Raw genomic sequence first — 19,563 nt, forward strand, 5'->3', positions numbered from 1 at the left:
TTAAATTTAAATGAAATATTTTACCTACATATTTATAGTAATTACCCTACTGGCCTGTGATAGCGAAAACGCCATTGATTGTTTCCAAACGGCTGGTAATACCATTCAGCAGGAAATTGAAGTGGAGAGTTTTGACAAAATACTGGTAAACAGGGATATCACATTGGTAGTGAGAGAATCAACCAGACATTCGGTTTTAATAGAAACCGGAAGTAATTTAATCAACGATGTGGACGTAAAAGTTAAGAATAATCAGCTCATCCTAACCGATAATAATAACTGTAATTTAGTGAGAGATTTTGGCATTACAAAAATAACGGTTAGTACACCAACACTTTCAGAAATAAGAACATCAACCCAATACACCATTTCTTCTGAAGGTGAACTAGGATTTGAAAATCTTACCTTGATTTCAGAAAATTTCAATATGCCGGGAACTTTCACGGTGGGCGATTTTGACCTTCAAATTAATGCTAATAGCCTTACTGTTGTTTCAAATGGTTTGTCTGCATTTTACCTTAGAGGATCAGTAAATAATCTGTCTTTGAGTTTTTTTTCAGGTCAAGCCAGGGTTGAAAGCGCAAACTTAATAGCACAAAACGTTGAAGTTTTTCACCGTGGCAGTAATGATATGATTGTGAATCCGCAGCAGTCTATCACCGGTAGTATTGTGGCTACAGGAAATGTTATTGCTAAAAATCAACCACCCATCGTAGATGTTGAAGAACTTTTTAACGGTAGACTTATTTTTAATTAGCGGTAAGTTCTCTAAACAAGCTTTCTAAATTGGTATTTTTTTGATTCAGCTGAAGAATTTTTAAGTTGTTATCGTGTGCAAAATCAAACACGTGAGACCGCATATCTTTTTTAGTATCAAATGTTATTTCGTATGTAAAGTCATGAGTATTGATAACCTTGATTACGTGAGGCATTCGTTTTAAAAATTCGTCTTCAACTCTAAAATCGAACTCCACGATGACTATTTGGTCTTGATCTTTATTCAGCTCACTTAAATATTTATCGGCTACAATTTCACCTCTATTAATAATTATAACGCGGTCGCAAATAGCTTCAACTTCCTGCATGATGTGTGTTGAAAGAAAGACAGTTTTAGTTTGCCCTAATTTTTTAATAAGCTGTCTAATGTCTACCAATTGATTAGGGTCTAATCCGGTTGTAGGCTCGTCTAAAATTAAAACATCAGGATTGTGAATAAGCGCAGCGGCCAAACCAACACGCTGCCGGTAACCCTTTGACAATTGCCCAATTTTTTTGTGAACTTCGGGTGTTAAGCCTGTTTCGGCTATAACTTCATCAATTCTGCTTTTATCTGTTTTGTAAATATTGGCCGTGAATTTTAAATATTCTTTTACGTATAGTTCAAGGTATAACGGATTATGCTCTGGCAAGTATCCAATACTTTGTTGAACCTGTTTTTTTTGAGTAATAACATCAAATTCATTTACCTTAGCTTGGCCATTAGATGCTTCTATGTAAGCGGTTAAAATTTTCATCATGGTCGATTTTCCTGCACCATTAGGACCCAAAAAACCCACTATTTCGCCTTTTTTAACGCTAAACGAAACATCTTTTAAAGCGGTTTGATTACCATAAAGCTTTGTTATTTTCTCAACTACAATAGACATAAATCGATAAAATTTGTGTAAAAATACATATTTAACGCAGGTTTAAGATTAAAATTTGTGAACTTACATTTTGTTTTTTCAATTTATTATTTACTTTAGCCAACTCAAACTGAGTTATGAATAACACTTTTGCATATTACAACTGGTATTTCTTCTTTTTTAGCGAAAGAAAGAGACCTGTTGCGTGTTTGTAAAAACAGATATAAAACTTAACAAAGGTCTCGATAGTAAATCGGGACTTTTTTTTTGACTATGATAAAAAATGTAGCCATACAAGGAATTTTAGGGTCTTTTCACCACATAGTGAGTGAACAGTACTATGGTAAGCACATAAACGTACAAGAATTTTTGTCGTTTGATGCCGCGGTAGATAGTTTGGTAACCGGAAAAAGCGATGCCGTTGTGATGGCACTTGAAAACTCTATTGCGGGATCAATATTGCCAAATTATGCATTAATTGATAATAATAATTTGCAAATCACCGGTGAGCATTACTTAGACATACAACATCATTTAATGGCTTTGCCAAATCAAACTATTAATGACATTGAAGAAGTATATTCGCATCCAATGGCACTGCTGCAGTGTAAAAAGTTTTTTAAGGCATACCCGCACATAAAACTTATTGAGGATAAAGATACAGCCGAAGTAGCGCAGCGTATAAACAATCAACAACTAAAAAAAGTGGCAGCCATTGCCAGCGATTTGGCGGCTAAGCTTTTTAATCTGGAAATACTTGCCAGAAGCATTCAAACCATTAGCCACAACGAAACAAGATTTGTGATTGTAAAACTAAATAAAAAGAATATAGAGGACCGCGAAATTACTAAAGCTTCATTAAAATTTGAATTAGACCACAAACGTGGTAGCCTGGCAACTGTTTTAAACGTGATGAGCGATTGTAAATTAAATCTAACTAAAATACAATCCTTACCAAAGATTGAAACGCCCTGGAAATATGCCTTTTTCGTAGATGTAACTTTTGCAGATGTTACCCATTTCAACAAAGCAGCTGCCTTACTGGATATTATGGCCGAAAATTTTAAAATCTTGGGAACCTATAAAAACGCGCGCGTATTTAAAACCGAAACACATGATTGGGAAAGCTAACAGATTAAATACCGTAGAGGAATACTACTTCTCAAGAAAATTGCGCGAAGTGGCAGCTTTAAAAGCCGCGGGCCATAATGTGATTAATTTAGGAATTGGTAGTCCTGATTTAGCGCCGCCACAACAGGTAATTACTGCCTTAACCGAAGCTTTACAGCACCCCGATGCACATAAATACCAAAGTTATCAAGGCTTGCCGGAACTGCGCCAAGCTATGAGTGATTTTTACAAGCAGCAATATGATGTGTCATTAAGTCCGCTCACCGAAGTATTACCATTAATGGGTAGTAAAGAGGGAATTATGCACATTTCATTAGCTTTTTTAAATGCCGGTGATGAAGTGTTAATCCCCAATCCGGGTTATCCAACTTATGCATCGGTTACCAATTTGGTAGAAGCGATTCCTAGGTATTACGATTTAACATGGTCTAATAATTGGTTGCCTGATTTAGAAGCTTTGCGAAAAACAGACTTGTCAAAAGTTAAATTAATGTGGGTGAGCTATCCGCATATGCCAACTGGCGCAGTTGCAACGCATAAATTGTATGATGACTTAATTGCCTTTGGTTTACAGAACGATATCTTGATTGTAAATGATAATCCCTACGGATTTATTTTAAATGATTCACCCAGAAGTATTCTTAAATATCGCGGAGCGAAAGACGTTTGTTTAGAGCTTAATTCGTTAAGTAAAACCTTTAACATGGCCGGTTGGCGCGTTGGAATGGTCTTGGGGAAATCAGAATTTATTGATAGTATATTAAAGGTTAAAAGTAATATGGATTCCGGTATGTTTTACGGTATTCAAAAAGGAGCTATTGAAGCTTTAAAATGTTCTTCATTTTGGTTTGCCAGCTTAAAGAGTGTTTACCAGCAGCGTAGAGAATTAATTTGGCAGTTGGCCTCTAAACTAGGTTGTAGTTTTAATCCGGAAAGTGCAGGTTTGTTTGTATGGGCTAAATTGCCACCGGGAGAAAAGGCAGAACCCTTTATTGACAAGCTTTTAAAGGAGCATCGCATATTTGTGGCACCGGGAACTATTTTTGGAAGCAATGGCGAAGGGTATATCAGGTTTTCTCTCTGTGCAGACGAAGAAGCCATTAAAGAATGTTTGTTGAGATTATCATGAAAAACGTATTTATTATAGGAGTTGGACTTATTGGCGGTAGTTTTGCGCTAGATGTAAAATCAATTTTTAAAGAAGCTAAAATATTTGGTATTGATATCAATGACAATCATATAGCCGAGGCAAAAACACTTGGTATTATTGATGAAAAAGCCGATTTAGAAGATCTTCCAAAAGCTGATTTTGTTATTTTAGCTATTCCCGTAGATAAGACTTTGCAGTTACTTCCTTCGGTTTTAGACAAGGTAAAAGACAGCGCTATTGTGATGGACGCCGGTTCCACAAAATTTGATATTTGTAAGCTGGTTGAAAACCACCCCAAACGCAGAAATTTTCTGGCCGCACACCCAATTGCGGGTACCGAGTTTTCTGGTCCAAAAGCGGCATTTGCCGGTTTGTACAAAAACAAAACTAATATTATTTGTGAAGTTGAAAAAACAGCCTTCAAGTTACAGGAACAGGCCTTACAACTATTTCAGCAAATGGGTATGCGAATTAGATATATGAATCCTGAAGCGCACGATAAACACATAGCTTACGTATCGCATTTATCTCACATTAGTTCTTTTATGTTGGGTAAAACAGTAATTGATAAGGAACGAAACGAACGCGATATTTTCGACATGGCAGGCAGTGGTTTTGAAAGCACAGTTCGTTTGGCAAAAAGTTCACCCGCTATGTGGACACCTATTTTTAAACAAAATAAAAACAATGTATTAGAGACACTTGAAGAATACATTCAAAATTTAAATGAGTTTAAAACATTTATAGAAAATGACGATTTTGAATCGGTTTATCAAGTTATGAGCAACACCAATCGAATAAAAGAAATTTTAAAAGGAATAAATTAATAATAAGCACCAAATATCAAATACCAAGTAAAATCATTAATAAATTATATAAGTTGGAATTTGGAATTTGAAAGTTGGAATTTGAAACAAAAACTATGGAAAACAGAAAAGAACTAAGACACTGGTTAGATAACTTACAACTAAGCCATCCGTTGGTAATTGCAGGACCCTGTAGCGCAGAAACCGAAGATCAAGTAATGAAAATTGCTCATCAACTTAAAGATACCGATGTTAGCTATTACCGCGCAGGAATTTGGAAACCAAGAACACGTCCAGGCATGTTTGAAGGTGTAGGTTCTTTGGGATTAAAATGGCTGCAAAGAGTAAAAGCAGAAACTGGTTTAAAAACCGCAACCGAAGTCGCTAATCGCAATCACGTTGAATTGGCCTTAGAACACGATATTGATATGTTGTGGATTGGCGCGCGCTCTACAGTGAGTCCATTTATTGTTCAGGATATTGCCGATGCACTTCGTGGCACCGATAAAATAGTATTGGTTAAAAATCCTGTAAACCCCGATTTGCCATTATGGTTGGGCGCTATTGAACGTCTCGCTTCAGCCAATATAGAAAAGTTGGGAGTTATTCACAGAGGTTTTTCAACCTACGAAAAAACAAAATACCGCAACAATCCCGAGTGGCAAATTGCTATTGAATTACAAACAAAATTTCCCGATTTACCGTTAATTAACGATCCGTCGCACATCACCGGTAAACGCGATATGATTTTTGATGTTTCTCAAACAGCCTTAGATTTAAATTTTGATGGGTTGATGATTGAAACCCATAGCGATCCTGATAACGCTTGGAGTGACGCTGCCCAGCAGGTAACCCCTGAAACTCTTGTTCAAATCATGAAAGATTTGCGTATCAGAAAAGAGTTTGACGCCGAAGCAGAGTTTTTAACAAGCTTAAATAATTTAAGAGCCCAAATCGATGTGATAGATAATCAGTTGATTGATTTGTTGGGTAAACGAATGAAAGTTGCAGATGGTATAGGTAAATTGAAAAAAGAGAAAAACGTAGCGGTACTACAAAGTAAGCGCTGGAACGAAATTTTAGGCAAAATGGTACTGGAAGGTGAGGAAAAAGGCTTGAGCGAAGAATTTACCTTAAAACTCTTTAAGGCAATTCATCAGGAATCCATCAATCACCAGGAAAAAATAATTAATGGATAGAAAAAAGGGGTTGACAAGTTCAACCCCTTTTTTTGTTATTGTTTATTTCTTTTAAAAATATACCGTGTAATAAAGATGCCGTTTCCATCATCTTTACCGGCATCGCTCTCAACAGCACTGGTTACAAAAGCCAATTCCCAACCTTCTTCAATCATAGCGTTTATTTTTGAACTAATAACAGCATCATTGGCAACAATGTTTTGAAATCTAATACCGCCAAGATTATAAAAGTTTAATAATTTAGTTTCCTCATAACCTTTTACTCTAATATCACTGCGGTCAGATTTATTGCGTTTGTCGTCTTCTGTATCCGTGGTGTAATCTCTGTAGTCGCGTTCTTCGTTAGAAGAAACCAGTCTGGATCTTCCCAGTCCAGCTGGAACAATAGATTCAACACTGGTAATAACTTTGTATTCTACTTGTGCATTTGCTTCAGTAATTCCTATAAGTAATGCAATAAAAAAAAGAAGGGTTGTTCTCATAAAAATAATTTTTAAAAATCTCGCTAAATTTAAGTTTTATAACCATATAAAAAAGTGTTATTTTGCTGAGAAGTAATTTTTATGACAGGAAAAGTATATAAATCTACGGGAAGTTGGTATAGCGTAAAGACTACTTTAGGCAAAACTTATAATTGCAGAATTAAAGGAAAATTTAGACTAAAAGACATTAAAAGTACCAACCCCATTGCTGTTGGCGATGTGGTAGATTTTGATCTTGAAACCAATAACGACGAGGTTTCAGGAGTTATCAACAACATACACGATCGTAAAAATTACATCGTCAGAAAATCGGTAAACCTGTCTAAACAAACCCATATTATTGCCGCTAACATCGATCAGGTTTTTTTATTGATTACATTTAACAATCCACCCACTTTTACGAGTTTTATTGACAGGTTTTTAGTAACTGCTGAAGCTTACGGTATTGATACCATTCTACTTTTTAATAAAATAGATACTTATAATGAAGAAGAATTACTGGAGATTAAATATTTAGCACACATGTACAGAACTATAGGTTACCAATGTCTGGGGATTTCGGCCAAAACCGGTAAAAATATTGATGCGGTTAAGTCTGTTATGAAGGAAAAGGTAAGCATGTTTGCAGGCCATTCTGGTGTTGGTAAATCCACTTTGGTCAATTCTCTGCAACCAGGCTTAGATCTAAAAACCAAAGAAATCTCAACACAACATATGCAAGGTCAGCACACCACTACCTTCGCTGAAATGTTTGACTTAGATTTTGGAGCTAAAATTATCGATACGCCGGGCATTAAAGGCTTTGGTGTGGTAGATATGGAGCCTGAGGAAATAGGTGATTATTTTCCGGAGTTTTTCGCGCTGAAACATTTGTGTAAGTTTAATAATTGTTTGCATGTTGAAGAACCCAAATGTGCAGTGAAAGCTGCTTTGGATAAAGACGAGATTTTCCATTCCAGATACCGTAGCTATTTGCAGATTCTACAAGGTGATGAAGATAATTATCGCGCAGACAATTGGGAAAATGAATAAAATATTTTATGGTTTTTGCGTCGGAAAATTTTAAGTAAAGTCATGAGAGTTGTCATTCAAAGAGTTTCTAAAGCATCAGTTGAGGTTGAAAATAATATCACAGCTAAAATTGATACAGGAATACTTGTGTTATTAGGTGTAGAGCATGCAGATAGTGAAGAAGACGCCAGCTGGTTGTGCAAGAAAATAGCCAATCTCAGAATTTTTGATGACGAAAATGGGGTTATGAATCGTTCTTTGATAGAAGTGGATGGAGAGGTGATTGTGGTGAGTCAGTTCACTCTTCATGCTGCCACCAAAAAGGGTAACCGCCCTAGTTATATCAAAGCAGCCAAACCCGAAACAGCCATACCGCTTTACGAATATTTTGTCAGGAATTTAGAAACTGAAATTAACAAACCTGTTCAAACCGGAAAATTTGGAGCAATGATGGATGTTCATCTCACAAATTCAGGGCCGGTTACTATTTTAATTGATTCTAAAAACAAAGAATAAATAAATTGTTCTTGGTTTTTTAACATTCCTTTAATAAATTGCCCCCAAATCCCTTTAGAATGACTTTTAAGACCTTACCCTACTATTTACTGTTTTTTATCTGTTTATTATCCTATTCACAAACACAAGATTTATACAACGCCTCACTAATCCCCGATGAATTGTCTGACAAAGTCAATAGTGTGGTGCGCTACCATGATACAAAAATTGACATTAGTGCCTATAACCGCATGTTGGTAACTGAAAAGCGTATAATTACAGTTTATAATAAAATTGGTGATAGAAATTTACGCGCCTTTGCTGGATACGATGATAAAAGAACTATTAAAAAAATTGAGGCTTTTGTGTACGACAAAAGTGGTAATCAAATAAAGAAATTTAAAAAAGGCGATTTTGTTGATGAAAGTGCTGTGAGTGGTGGTACCCTTTACTCAGACAGCAGGGTAAAATATCTTAACTATACACCAATATCTTATCCTTATACCTTAGAGTTTTACGCAGAAATTGACTATCAAACAACTGCGTTTATTCCAACATGGCAACCGCTGGAAAAATATTACAATGCCACCCAAAATTCAGAATATCAAATTATTAATAATTCAGGTGTAGAATTAAAAAGCAAAGCTTCAAACTTTGAAGGCTTTAATATTGAAACCAAGGGACCATTACATTACAAGGCCAGTAATATGCCTGCAATTGCATACGAAGAATACAGTCCGGATTTTGATAGTTTCACTCCCGAATTTAAGGCAGCTTTGATAGAATTTGATATGGAAGGCGTTAAAGGTATTAATAACAATTGGCAGGAATTCGGAAAATGGATGAATGATGTACTCATTGCCGATACCCAAAAACTTCCCGAAAGTGTCATTAACGAGGTTAAAGCTTTAACCGCTTATACCAATGATCCTATTGAAAAAGCAAAAATTGTTTATCAATTTGTTCAGGACAAAACAAGATATATCTCTGTGCAAGTTGGTATTGGAGGTTGGAAACCTATTAGCGCTATGGAAGTTAATCAAGTTGGTTATGGCGATTGCAAAGGGTTAACAAATTATACTCAAGCACTTTTAAAAGAAATTGGAGTGGAATCTTACTACACTGTTATATACGGCGGTTCAGGAAGGATATATGACATAGACAAAGATTTTTCTTCTACACAAGGAAATCATGTCATTTTATGTTTGCCAAACGAAGACGATTACATTTGGTTGGAATGTACAAGTCAAACCAATCCGTTCGGTCTCATCGCGGGTTTTACCGACGATAGAGCTGCTTTAATTATTAAGCCCGAAGGTGGCGAAGTAGTGCGCACAAAAGCATACAAACCCTACGAGAGTTTACAACACACCAAAGCCACAGTGTTATTTGATGAAAGCGGTAATCTTGAAGCCAGTGTTGAAATTAAATCCACAGGATACCAATACTCTTTAAGAGAAGCGTACGAAACAAAAGACGTCAAAGAACAAAACTTAAACTATAAAAACTATTGGGGTAATATCAATAACCTGCAAATTGACGGGGTGAGTTTTAAAAACGACAAAGACGAAATTGAGTTTGTTGAAAATGTAAACTTATCAGCAAAAAATTATGCTTCAAAAACAGGTAACAGATTGTTGTTGCAACCAAATTTGTTTAACGTTGTAAGTACAATTCCTGCAAGATATTCTACAAGATATCTCGATTTTCAGATAAGCCGCGGCTATGAAGATCAAGACGAATATGTACTTGAATTTCCAGATACTTTAGAAATTGAGGCACTTCCTGAGCCTGTTTTAATCGACACAAAATTTGGAACCTACGAGTTTAGTATCGAAACCCTAGATAAGAATAAAGTGCAATACAAACGCAAATATATTTTAAATAAAGGCAGTTATGCAAAAGAAGAGTATGAAGATTTTAGAGAGTTTAGAAAACTCATTGCCAAACACGATAAAGCAAAAATGGTTTTAAAAACAAAATAATTTACTTTCATGAAATCAATAATTTTAACACTACTGCTCGTTTTTAACTTAACGCTAACTGCACAAAATTTCAAGTATGGAAAAGTTTCCGATGTTGAGGTTATAGAAAAAGCTCATCCGCTGGAGCCCAATGCCAATGCTGCGGTTTTATATAAAAGTGAAAAAATCTATTTCGTTTATACTTCAGACGGTTTCAACCAAATGCGAGAAGTACATGAGCGAATTAAAATTTACAATAAAGAAGGATTTGATTGGGCAACAAAAAGAATAGTATTGTATCGCGGTGGTGGCGGCTCTAATGAAATTCTTAAAAAAGTACAGGGTGAAACTTATAATATAGAAGGCGGTAAAATTAGTAAAGATAAACTCACAAAACAGGCTATTTTTGAAGAGGATGTTAATGATTTTATAAGAGTTAGTACCTTCACAATGCCTAACATTAAAGAAGGCACCGTAATTGAATATGCATATACTATCGAATCACCTTTTTTAGCAATTGATGACGTTATCTTACAGTATGAAGTACCAATTAATCAACTAGAAGTTGCTATTGCTACGCCTGAGTACTACAGATATAACAAAACGTTCAATCCTAAAGCCCAGTTTTATCCCGTTATTAAAGAATCACAAGAAAATAAATCTGCTACCCTTGTATCTTCAAGCGGTCCAACCACTTCAATTAATGCACCAAAAAATGCCAGTAGAAATTATAGCCAAAGTCAAGGTACATATATCGACTACCGTATTGAAATTAACGAAACCAACATTCCTGCACTAAAAGACGAAGAACTTATTTCAAGTTTAGATAATTACCGAGCAAAGCTAGGCATGGAACTTACAGCCATACAACAATCGGGCGGTGGCTTTAAAACGTTTTCTACTACTTGGGAAAAGGTTTGTGAAAACATATACCAGGCTCCCAGTTTTGGTGAACAAATTAAACGTTCTAATTTTTACTCGTCAGATATTGAGCCAATTGTTGGAAGTATCTCTGATCCTTTTACAAAGGCATTTATTCTGCAAAATTTTGTAAGATCGAAAGTAAAATGGAACGGCCTTTACGGATTTACTTCACCTAAAGGTATTAGAAATGCTTATAAAGAAGGTGCCGGAAATATTGCAGACATTAATTTATTACTAATTTCGATGTTGCAGTCTAGTAACGTTAATGCCTACCCGGTTTTGGTAAGTACTCGTAATCATGGTGTGCCGCTTTTTCCCACTCAAAATGGCTTTAATTATGTGATTTGTATGGTAGAAACAGATGAAGGCTACGCGCTTTTTGACGCTAGTGAAAATTTCACAAGTTTTAATGTGTTGCCACCAAGAGCGATAAACTGGCAAGGTCGTGTTTTAAAACCTGACGGGTCTTCGCATTGGGTAAATTTAATACCTAATAAACCTTCTATTCAGTCCACTTCGTTAAATGTAACATTAAACGATGATTTTTCTGCTGAAGGTGTTGTAAGAAAGCGTTACACAGATTATTTAGCCTTTGATTATCGCAATAAGTATGCGTTTTCAAGTGACGATGATCACATCACAAAATTAGAAAGTGGTAATGGAAGTATCGAAATTTCTGAATTAAATTTCGAAAATGCCAAAGATGTTACCAAACCGGTTGATGTAAGCTATAAATATGAACTTCAAGATGCAGTTGAAAATATAGGAGATAATGTGTATCTTCAACCAATGCTGTTTACGGCTATGAAAGAATCACCATTTAAATCAGATACAAGATTATATCCAATAGATTTTACGTATCCGGTTTCAGAAAAATACATCATCAATATTATGTTACCTGAAGGATATGAAGTAGAGATCTTGCCACAAAGTGAGGCTTTAACCTTTAAAGACGAAGCTTGCATATTTAAATATATTTCAAAAGTGAATGGTAAATATTTGCAACTAAATATTAGCTTAGATATTAATACAACTGTTATAGGTACCACCGATTATACCGAGTTTAAGGCATTTTTTGAGAAAATAGTTGAAAAACAAAATGAACAAGTGGTATTAAAAAAAGTCTAAAATGGATATAAAAAACGCCCAAATAATTGTAGACGAATGGATTAAAAACCATGGCGTGCGTTATTTTAACGAGCTTACCAACATGGCACAACTTACAGAGGAAGTTGGTGAAGTTGCCCGAATTATTGCCCGTAGATATGGCGAGCAAAGCGAAAAGGATAGCGACAAAGATAAAGACTTAGGAGAAGAGCTCGCCGACGTGGTGTTTGTGGTATTGTGCCTGGCCAACCAAACCGGGATAGATTTACAAGCGGCTTTTGACGCTAAAATGGATAAAAAAACCAAGCGTGACCATGATCGGCACCACAGTAACGACAAATTAAAGTAACTTTGCCATTCTTTTTATGCAAACTTTATGTTGTTAAAAATTCTAAAGTCAGAGGTTACTAATAATCAGACCATCGTTATATCAGGTTCAAAAAGTGAATCTAACAGGTTACTCATTTTAAAGGCCCTTTTTAACAACCTAGGTATTGACAACCTGTCAAGTTCAGATGACACCGTTGTGTTAAAACAGGCGCTACAATCAAATAGTGGCATAATCGATATACATCATGCCGGTACAGCCATGCGATTTTTAACGGCTTATATGTCTTGTTTACCAAACAGAGAAGTGGTGCTTACAGGTTCTGATAGAATGCAACAAAGGCCCATTGGGGTGTTAGTTGAGGCTTTGCGAACCTTAGGAGCAGACATTTCATACTTAAAAAACGAAGGCTTTCCACCGCTAAAAATTAACGGCAAAAATATTACCAGATCTACGGTTCATCTCAATGCCGGAATTAGCAGTCAGTTTATTTCTGCGCTAATGTTAGTAGCGCCATCGTTAGACAATGGTCTAAAAATAGTTTTAGAAGGAGAGATCACTTCGAGGCCGTATCTCGAAATGACCTTGAGTTTACTCAATAAAGTTGGAGTTTCTACCTCATTTCAAGATCATATTATTAACATACAACCTAAAAAAGCACTTGAAACACCTGTAAATTTAATTGTAGAATCTGATTGGTCTTCGGCTTCTTATTATTATAGTATGATTGCTTTAAGTCCTTTACAATCAAGCATCCATTTAAAGTATTATCAAATCAATTCACTTCAGGGAGATTCAACCTTAGCTGAAATTTATCAGGATTTTGGAGTGGAAACAGTTTTTCAAGACAATGGCATTCGCATTACCAAAACGGCCCAAGCAAATACGGTCATCAACTTTAATTTAAATAACTGCCCCGATATTGCCCAAACAATTACAGTTACTGCTTTCGGTTTAGGTTTGCCATGTGATTTATATGGTTTACACACCTTAAAAATTAAAGAAACCGACAGGATTTTTGCCCTAAAAACTGAAGTAGAAAAATTAGGCGGTGAAGTTGAAATTACAGATAATTCCCTTCATTTAAAAGCTTCAAATAAAATATCTTCCGCCGTTACAATCGAAACCTATAACGACCATAGAATGGCCATGGCTTTTGCGCCATTGGCTCTAAAAGTACCAATTTACATTAACGACGCCATGGTAGTTACTAAGAGCTATACAACCTTTTGGAACGACCTAAAATCAATTGGGTTTCAAATTATTGAAGAATAACTGTCAAAACACTTGACAAGGCCTGTTTTGAGATTGTATATTTGCACCCTTGTAAAAATTTGATTTAAAAATTAAATCAAATCTTAAAACTAAAAAAATCCTATGAAGTTATCTCACTTTAATTTTAAACTCCCTGAAGAACTCCTTGCTGACAGACCTGTAGAAAACAGAGACGAAAGTAGATTAATGGTGGTGAACAGAGCCAACAAAACTATTGAGCATAAAATGTTTAAAGATATTATTGGGTATTTTGATGAAGGCGATGTTTTAATTTTGAATAACACCAAAGTTTTTCCGGCCAGACTTTATGGAAACAAAGAAAAAACAGGTGCCAGAATCGAAGTCTTTTTGTTACGAGAGTTAAATGAAGAACAAAGATTGTGGGACGTTTTGGTTGATCCTGCCAGAAAAATTAGAATTGGTAACAAATTATATTTTGGTGATGACGACTCATTAGTAGCCGAAGTCATTGATAATACCACTTCACGTGGTAGAACCTTACGTTTCTTATACGATGGCTCTTACAAAGAGTTTAGAAACAAATTAACCGAACTTGGCGAAACGCCACTTCCAAAATACATAAATCGTCCTGTTGAACCCGAAGACGAAGAGCGTTATCAAACCATATACGCTAAGCACGAAGGCGCTGTTGCAGCACCAACTGCCGGATTACACTTTTCAAAACACCTATTAAAGCGTTTGGAAATAAAAGGTGTAGAAACAGCCGAAATCACATTACATGTAGGTTTAGGAACTTTTAATCCTGTTGAGGTAGAAGATTTATCAAAGCATAAGATGGACAGCGAAGAAGTTATTATTGACGAACATGCTGTTAATACAGTTAACAGTGCCAAAGAAAAAAAGAAGCGCATTTGTGCCGTTGGTACTACAGTTATGAGAGCCATTGAAAGTTCTGTGTCGTCTAATGGTCATCTCAACGAATTTTATGGATGGACCAATAAGTTTATTTTTCCACCATACGATTTTAGTATTGCTAACAGTATGATTACTAATTTTCACACACCAAAATCAACTTTACTAATGATGGTTTCAGCATTTGCCGGCCACGATTTAATGAAAAAAGCATACGAAGAAGCCGTTAAAGAAAAGTACAGATTTTATTCTTACGGCGATGCCATGCTCATCATCTAAAAATTAAAAAGCCTTGCATGTCAAGGCTTTTTTTAACTTAATATATTTGTTATTAATTTCTATATGAATCCTATCAAAAAAGATATTAGAGCCTTAACCAAACAACAGCTACGTGATTTTTTCGTGAGCATAGGCGACCAATCTTTTAGAGGGAATCAAGTGTATGAGTGGTTGTGGATTAAATCTGCACATAGCTTTGCTGATATGACCAACCTTACCAAGGAAACAAGACAACTGCTTGAGGAAAACTTTGTTATTAATCACATCAAAGTTGATGTCATGCAACGCAGTAATGACGGCACTATAAAAAATGCAGTTAGATTACATGATGATTTGATAGTTGAATCGGTTTTGATTCCAACACCTAAAAGAACCACAGCCTGCGTGTCGTCTCAGGTGGGCTGCAGTTTAGATTGCAGGTTTTGTGCCACAGCGCGATTAAAACGCATGCGCAATCTCAATCCTGACGAAATTTATGATCAGGTTGTGGCCATAGACAACCAAAGTCGGTTATATTTTAATAGGCCATTAAGTAACATTGTGTTTATGGGTATGGGCGAACCACTTATGAATTACAATAACGTTTTAAAAGCCATTGATAAAATTACTTCAAAAGAAGGTTTGGCGATGTCTCCAAAGCGCATTACTGTTTCTACTTCAGGAGTGCCTAAAATGATAAAAAAAATGGCCGATGACGATGTTAAATTTAAACTGGCCGTGTCTTTACATTCGGCCATTGACGATATTAGAACGTCTATCATGCCGTTTAATGCCACATTCCCGCTTAAAGATTTACGCGAAGCTTTAGAATATTGGTATTCAAAAACAAAAAACAGAATTACCTACGAATACGTGGTTTGGCAGGGCATTAACGATACCAAAAGAGATGTAGAGGCACTCATACAATTTTGCAAATTTGCACCAAGTAAGGTCAATTTAATTGAATACAATCCTATTGACGATGGCGAATTTCAGCAGGCCGACCAAAAAGCTATCAATATGTATATAGACATGTTAGAAGCCAATAACATCACCGTTACCGTGAGACGCTCACGCGGTAAGGATATTGATGCCGCTTGTGGGCAATTAGCGAACAAATCCTAAAATTATAAGCTACTAAAAGTTAGGCACATTCAAATAAATCGTTAATATCTAAACCTAATACATTTTTTATTATATACTTTTTGGCGATAGTTTACTTTTTAATTAGAACCAAAAAAAGCCATAGATTTGCCAAAATGAAAATAGTAAAGCAAATAAAACAACCCATCATTCCTGCGAAAGCAGGAATCTTTATATGAAGCATTAAAATCTCAGCTTGAAACAGAATGCCAAAAAAGCCATAGATTTGCCAAAATGAAAGTAGTAGAGCAAATAAAACAACCCATAGCCTTTGAAATGGAACTTTTCGAGCAAAAGTTTCGTCTGTCAATGTCTAGTAAAGTTCCTTTGCTCAACAGCATTACCCATTATATTGTTAACCGAAAGGGTAAACAAATGAGGCCTATGTTCGTGCTTTTGGTTGCAAAAATGATTAATAACGGAGAGGTAAGCGAGCGTACCTACCGCGGTGCATCGGTTATTGAGTTGATTCATACTGCAACTTTGGTACATGACGACGTAGTTGACGATAGTAATATTCGGCGAGGTTTCTTTTCTATCAATGCACTCTGGAAAAATAAAATTGCCGTTTTAATTGGCGATTTCTTCTTATCTAAAGGCTTATTGCTGTGTATAGATAACAACGATTTTGATCTCCTCAAAATTATTTCGGTGGCGGTTAGAGAAATGAGCGAAGGCGAATTACTCCAGATTGAAAAAGCCAGACGCCTCGACATCACCGAAGACGTTTACTACGAAATCATTCGTCAAAAAACAGCTACTTTAATTGCTGCCTGCTGCAGTTTGGGAGCAGCTTCGGTTAAACCCAATTCTGACGACGTCGAGAAAATGCGCAAATTTGGTGAACTTATTGGCATGGCCTTTCAAATTAAAGATGATTTGTTTGATTATGGGTCTAAAGCCATAGGAAAACCTACCGGAATTGATATTAAAGAACAAAAAATGACCTTGCCGCTTATATATGTTTTGAATAATTGCAGCGCTAAAGACAAAGCATGGATCATTAACTCGGTTAAAAATCACAATAAGGATAAAAAGCGGGTGAATGAAGTAATTCAATTTGTAAAAGACAATGATGGTTTAGATTACGCTGTAAAACGCATGTATCATTTTAAAAACGAAGCTTTATCTATGTTAGAAGACTTCGAAGATTCTTCGTATAAAGATGCTCTTAAACTTATGGTAGACTACGTTATCGACCGAAAAAAATAAATTTTAATTTACTGTTTAACAATTCATTATAAATTTATTGAATATTTTTTTCGCAATCGGTGCAACTATTTGCTTCAAAAAATCGTCTTTATAAATAAACCATCTCTATAAACTTTGAAAGTAGTAGCATTACATCAAAATTTAGAACGACTTATTAAGTCTGCAATCAAGCAAAACCGAAAGGCGCAACACAGTTTATTTGAAATGTATTCGCCAAAAATGTTGAGTGTTTGCAGATATTACATCAAGGATGTTCACAACGCAGAAGAGGTAATGCTCGACGGATTTTTTAAAGTATTTATCAATCTTCATAAATTTCAGTTTAATGGAAGTTTTGAAGGTTGGATTAGAAAAACAATGGTGAGGCAAGCCATTGATTTTCTTAGAGGTCAGAAGGAAGTCGTTTTTACGGAAGAAGGTAATTATACAGTTAAAGAGGAAGCCGGTGAATTCGAATTGTTCCAAGATGATTATTTGCAAAATTTAATCGATCATTTACCCGAAGGTTACAAAATGGTTTTTGTGTTGTATGCCATAGAAGGTTATAAACACAACGAAATTGCTGAAATGCTCAACATTTCAGAAGGTACCTCAAAGTCGCAATTATCAAGGGCGCGACGTATGTTGCAGGAGCAACTAAAACAAGCTAACAACAATAATTATGGCACCAAATAAAATAGATCATCAATTTAAATCGCAATTAGAATCTCGAAACTCGCAGCCTTCAAACCATGCCTGGGAAAAGCTTTCTGCTCAATTAGATTCGCATCAAAAAAACAAAAAGCGCGTGTTTTTGCAATGGTTATCTGTGGCTGCACTTTTAATTATTGCCTTGAGCGTTGGTGGTGCGTTTATTTTTAAAAGTTCCCAAGCTCTTGAAACACCTATAATTGTCGATTTACCCACAGATAACATTAAGCCTTCAAAAGAAATAAATAAAAGTTCAATAATTGAGAACACAGAATCGGGCCTAGCTGAAATTCTTTCAGAGCAAGATAAAACAAACGTTATCACTTCCGAAGAAAAACAACCCATACCAACTAAAATTAAAACCACTCAAATAGCCGAAAACAAAGAAACATCAATTGAGTTATCGCAAAGTTTTGAAGACAAAAAAGTAACTGAAGTAGTGGCAGCCATTGCAGAGATTCAAAACCAAAACAACAAAGTAACAGAACAAGAGATTGAGTTACTTTTAAAAGAAGCGCAACGCGATATATTACTCAACAACATCTATAACGAACAAACTAAAAAAGTTGATGCCACGGCATTATTAGCTCAGGTTGAAGGTGAATTAAATCAATCTTTTAGAGATAAAGTTTTTGAGGCCTTAAAATCCGGTTTTATAACAGTAAAGACTGCCGTAGCCGATCGTAAGAATTAGTAGTTAAATCAATTCATAAATCAAAAAACAAACAGTTATGCAAATCATTACCAGGTATTTTATTGTTTTCATGTTAGCCTTCATCACGCAATATGTAAATGCGCAGCAAGATTCAGTAAAAATTAACAATAATCAGGTTAAAATTGAAGCTCTGCTTAAAGAAAAAGAAAAAGTAGAATCTGAAGAAAAGGAACAACTCAAAGCCGAGGTTGAAGCCATTAATCAAAGACTCGAAAAAAATGACATCACCGAAGAAGAAGCCACACAACTAAAAAAAGAAGCTGCTGAAAAACGTGCTTTAAATATCGAAAACAGATTGGCGATTATTGATAATCAAATTGCATTATTGGCTAGAAATAATTCGATTACTACAAAATCAGAATTTAAAACGCCGGAAAGTGTCCCCATTCAAACTATTGAGAAAAAAGTTGAAAAAGAATACTCTTACGGCAGCAGAACCTATGATGATGTTGTTTTTGCCATAGGATTTAATAACGCCATTATAGATGGTCAAGATATCAACGATTCGCCTTATAAATTAGGAGGTTCGGGCTTTGTTGAACTAGGTTATGCTTGGACTACAAGAGTATTTCCAAACTCAGGATTTTTACACTTGAAGTACGGTGCGTCATTGCAGTGGAATAAACTCAATATTAAAGACAACCAGTATTTTGTTCGAGATGGTAATAACATTGGTTTAGAGGAGTTTCCTTTAGATTTAAATAAGGCCAAGTTTAGAACTACTAACTTGGTATTTCCTGTGCATTTACAATTTGGTCCCGGCCGTTCGGTCACTAAAACTTATGATGATAGAATTATCTACCGTCAAAATAGATTCAGACTCGGAGTAGGCGGTTACGCCGGATTTAGTATTGGACATATGCAAAAGTTAAAATATAAAGACGGCAGTGATAGAATTAAAGACAAGCAAAAAGGTGATTTTAATATCAATGAATTTATCTATGGCCTAAGTGGTTATATAGCCATTGGTGACGTGGCAGTTTACGTAAAGTACGATCTAAATCCAATATTCAGAAATCAGGCGGTTGACCAAAATAATATTTCAATAGGACTTCGATTTGATGTTTTTGATGTTTATTAAGTGTTAAGTTAGTCAAAACAATCATTAAAACTCCTTGTTTAATTTCAGGAGTTTTTTTGTTTAGGTCTTTCAATAATTTTAATTCCTTTTACTT

At 35.5% G+C, this 19,563-nt stretch carries 19 protein-coding genes; 17 read left to right on the top strand and 2 right to left on the bottom strand.

The genetic code is table 11. The features are described from left to right. Positions 1-10: 10 nt before the first annotated feature. Complete coding sequence (locus tag FJ651_RS14200; protein ID WP_140991249.1) at positions 11-757, top strand: head GIN domain-containing protein; 747 nt, start codon at positions 11-13, stop codon at positions 755-757. On the opposite strand, the gene gldA is transcribed toward FJ651_RS14200, so the two are convergent. Continuing rightward, the gene (gene gldA / locus FJ651_RS14205) at positions 750-1,646 is read right to left on the bottom strand and encodes a gliding motility-associated ABC transporter ATP-binding subunit GldA (RefSeq protein WP_140991252.1); all 897 of its coding nucleotides are present in this window, start codon (positions 1,644-1,646) and stop codon (positions 750-752) included. The genes FJ651_RS14200 and gldA overlap by 8 nt on opposite strands. Before the next feature lie 252 nt (positions 1,647-1,898). Between gldA and FJ651_RS14210 the strand changes: the two genes are divergently transcribed. From FJ651_RS14210 to FJ651_RS14225, 4 genes are all read left to right on the top strand, one after another. Continuing rightward, positions 1,899-2,756: a prephenate dehydratase gene (locus FJ651_RS14210; protein WP_140991255.1), complete on the top strand. Its 858-nt coding sequence runs from the start codon at positions 1,899-1,901 to the stop codon at positions 2,754-2,756. Further along, positions 2,740-3,885, top strand: coding sequence for a pyridoxal phosphate-dependent aminotransferase (locus FJ651_RS14215; protein WP_140991257.1), 1,146 nt, complete (start codon positions 2,740-2,742; stop codon positions 3,883-3,885). The genes FJ651_RS14210 and FJ651_RS14215 overlap by 17 nt, the downstream gene beginning before the upstream one ends. Further along, positions 3,882-4,733 (top strand): prephenate dehydrogenase, encoded by an 852-nt coding sequence (locus FJ651_RS14220; RefSeq protein WP_140991259.1) that lies wholly within the window; start codon positions 3,882-3,884, stop codon positions 4,731-4,733. Before FJ651_RS14215 ends, FJ651_RS14220 begins: the two co-directional genes overlap by 4 nt. A gap of 95 nt (positions 4,734-4,828) precedes the next feature. Beyond that, the gene (locus tag FJ651_RS14225) at positions 4,829-5,911 is read left to right on the top strand and encodes a bifunctional 3-deoxy-7-phosphoheptulonate synthase/chorismate mutase type II (protein WP_140991261.1); all 1,083 of its coding nucleotides are present in this window, start codon (positions 4,829-4,831) and stop codon (positions 5,909-5,911) included. Between the two features lie 35 nt (positions 5,912-5,946). Here FJ651_RS14225 and FJ651_RS14230 read toward each other — a convergent pair whose 3' ends face one another. Then, the gene (locus tag FJ651_RS14230) at positions 5,947-6,393 is read right to left on the bottom strand and encodes a hypothetical protein (protein ID WP_140991263.1); all 447 of its coding nucleotides are present in this window, start codon (positions 6,391-6,393) and stop codon (positions 5,947-5,949) included. 81 nt (positions 6,394-6,474) lie between these two features. On the opposite strand from FJ651_RS14230, the gene rsgA reads away from it, so the two are divergent. The 12 genes from rsgA (at position 6,475) to FJ651_RS14290 (ending at position 19,469) form a co-directional block, all read left to right on the top strand. Next, positions 6,475-7,425, top strand: a complete 951-nt coding sequence (rsgA, locus tag FJ651_RS14235; RefSeq protein WP_140991265.1) for a ribosome small subunit-dependent GTPase A — start codon at positions 6,475-6,477, stop codon at positions 7,423-7,425. A gap of 42 nt (positions 7,426-7,467) precedes the next feature. Next, positions 7,468-7,920 (top strand): D-aminoacyl-tRNA deacylase, encoded by a 453-nt coding sequence (gene dtd, locus FJ651_RS14240; RefSeq protein ID WP_140991267.1) that lies wholly within the window; start codon positions 7,468-7,470, stop codon positions 7,918-7,920. 59 nt (positions 7,921-7,979) lie between these two features. After that, entirely contained in the window at positions 7,980-9,884 is a 1,905-nt protein-coding gene (locus FJ651_RS14245; protein ID WP_140991269.1) for a DUF3857 domain-containing protein, read from the top strand. A 9-nt stretch (positions 9,885-9,893) separates the two neighbouring features. Continuing rightward, the gene (locus FJ651_RS14250; RefSeq protein ID WP_140991271.1) at positions 9,894-11,915 is read left to right on the top strand and encodes a DUF3857 domain-containing protein; all 2,022 of its coding nucleotides are present in this window, start codon (positions 9,894-9,896) and stop codon (positions 11,913-11,915) included. A 1-nt stretch (position 11,916) separates the two neighbouring features. Next, on the top strand, positions 11,917-12,243 hold the full coding sequence (locus tag FJ651_RS14255) for a nucleotide pyrophosphohydrolase (protein WP_140991273.1): 327 nt from the start codon (positions 11,917-11,919) through the stop codon (positions 12,241-12,243). Between the two features lie 27 nt (positions 12,244-12,270). Beyond that, on the top strand, positions 12,271-13,497 hold the full coding sequence (locus FJ651_RS14260) for a 3-phosphoshikimate 1-carboxyvinyltransferase (protein ID WP_140991275.1): 1,227 nt from the start codon (positions 12,271-12,273) through the stop codon (positions 13,495-13,497). Positions 13,498-13,599: 102 nt separating this feature from the next. Beyond that, positions 13,600-14,649, top strand: a complete 1,050-nt coding sequence (gene queA / locus FJ651_RS14265; RefSeq protein WP_140991277.1) for a tRNA preQ1(34) S-adenosylmethionine ribosyltransferase-isomerase QueA — start codon at positions 13,600-13,602, stop codon at positions 14,647-14,649. Between the two features lie 63 nt (positions 14,650-14,712). Further along, on the top strand, positions 14,713-15,753 hold the full coding sequence (gene rlmN, locus FJ651_RS14270; protein ID WP_140991279.1) for a 23S rRNA (adenine(2503)-C(2))-methyltransferase RlmN: 1,041 nt from the start codon (positions 14,713-14,715) through the stop codon (positions 15,751-15,753). 252 nt (positions 15,754-16,005) lie between these two features. Continuing rightward, positions 16,006-16,983 (top strand): polyprenyl synthetase family protein, encoded by a 978-nt coding sequence (locus FJ651_RS14275; protein WP_140991281.1) that lies wholly within the window; start codon positions 16,006-16,008, stop codon positions 16,981-16,983. Positions 16,984-17,097: 114 nt separating this feature from the next. Beyond that, positions 17,098-17,658: an RNA polymerase sigma factor gene (locus FJ651_RS14280; RefSeq protein WP_140991284.1), complete on the top strand. Its 561-nt coding sequence runs from the start codon at positions 17,098-17,100 to the stop codon at positions 17,656-17,658. Then, a complete protein-coding gene (locus FJ651_RS14285) occupies positions 17,645-18,367 on the top strand; it encodes a hypothetical protein (protein ID WP_140991286.1) in 723 nt (240 codons plus the stop codon). Before FJ651_RS14280 ends, FJ651_RS14285 begins: the two co-directional genes overlap by 14 nt. 37 nt (positions 18,368-18,404) lie before the next feature. Then, positions 18,405-19,469, top strand: coding sequence for a hypothetical protein (locus tag FJ651_RS14290; protein WP_140991288.1), 1,065 nt, complete (start codon positions 18,405-18,407; stop codon positions 19,467-19,469). Positions 19,470-19,563: the final 94 nt, after the last annotated feature.

This window comes from Paucihalobacter ruber, from assembly GCF_006494535.1.
In the GTDB taxonomy this organism is placed as follows: Bacteria; Bacteroidota; Bacteroidia; order Flavobacteriales; family Flavobacteriaceae; genus Paucihalobacter; species Paucihalobacter ruber.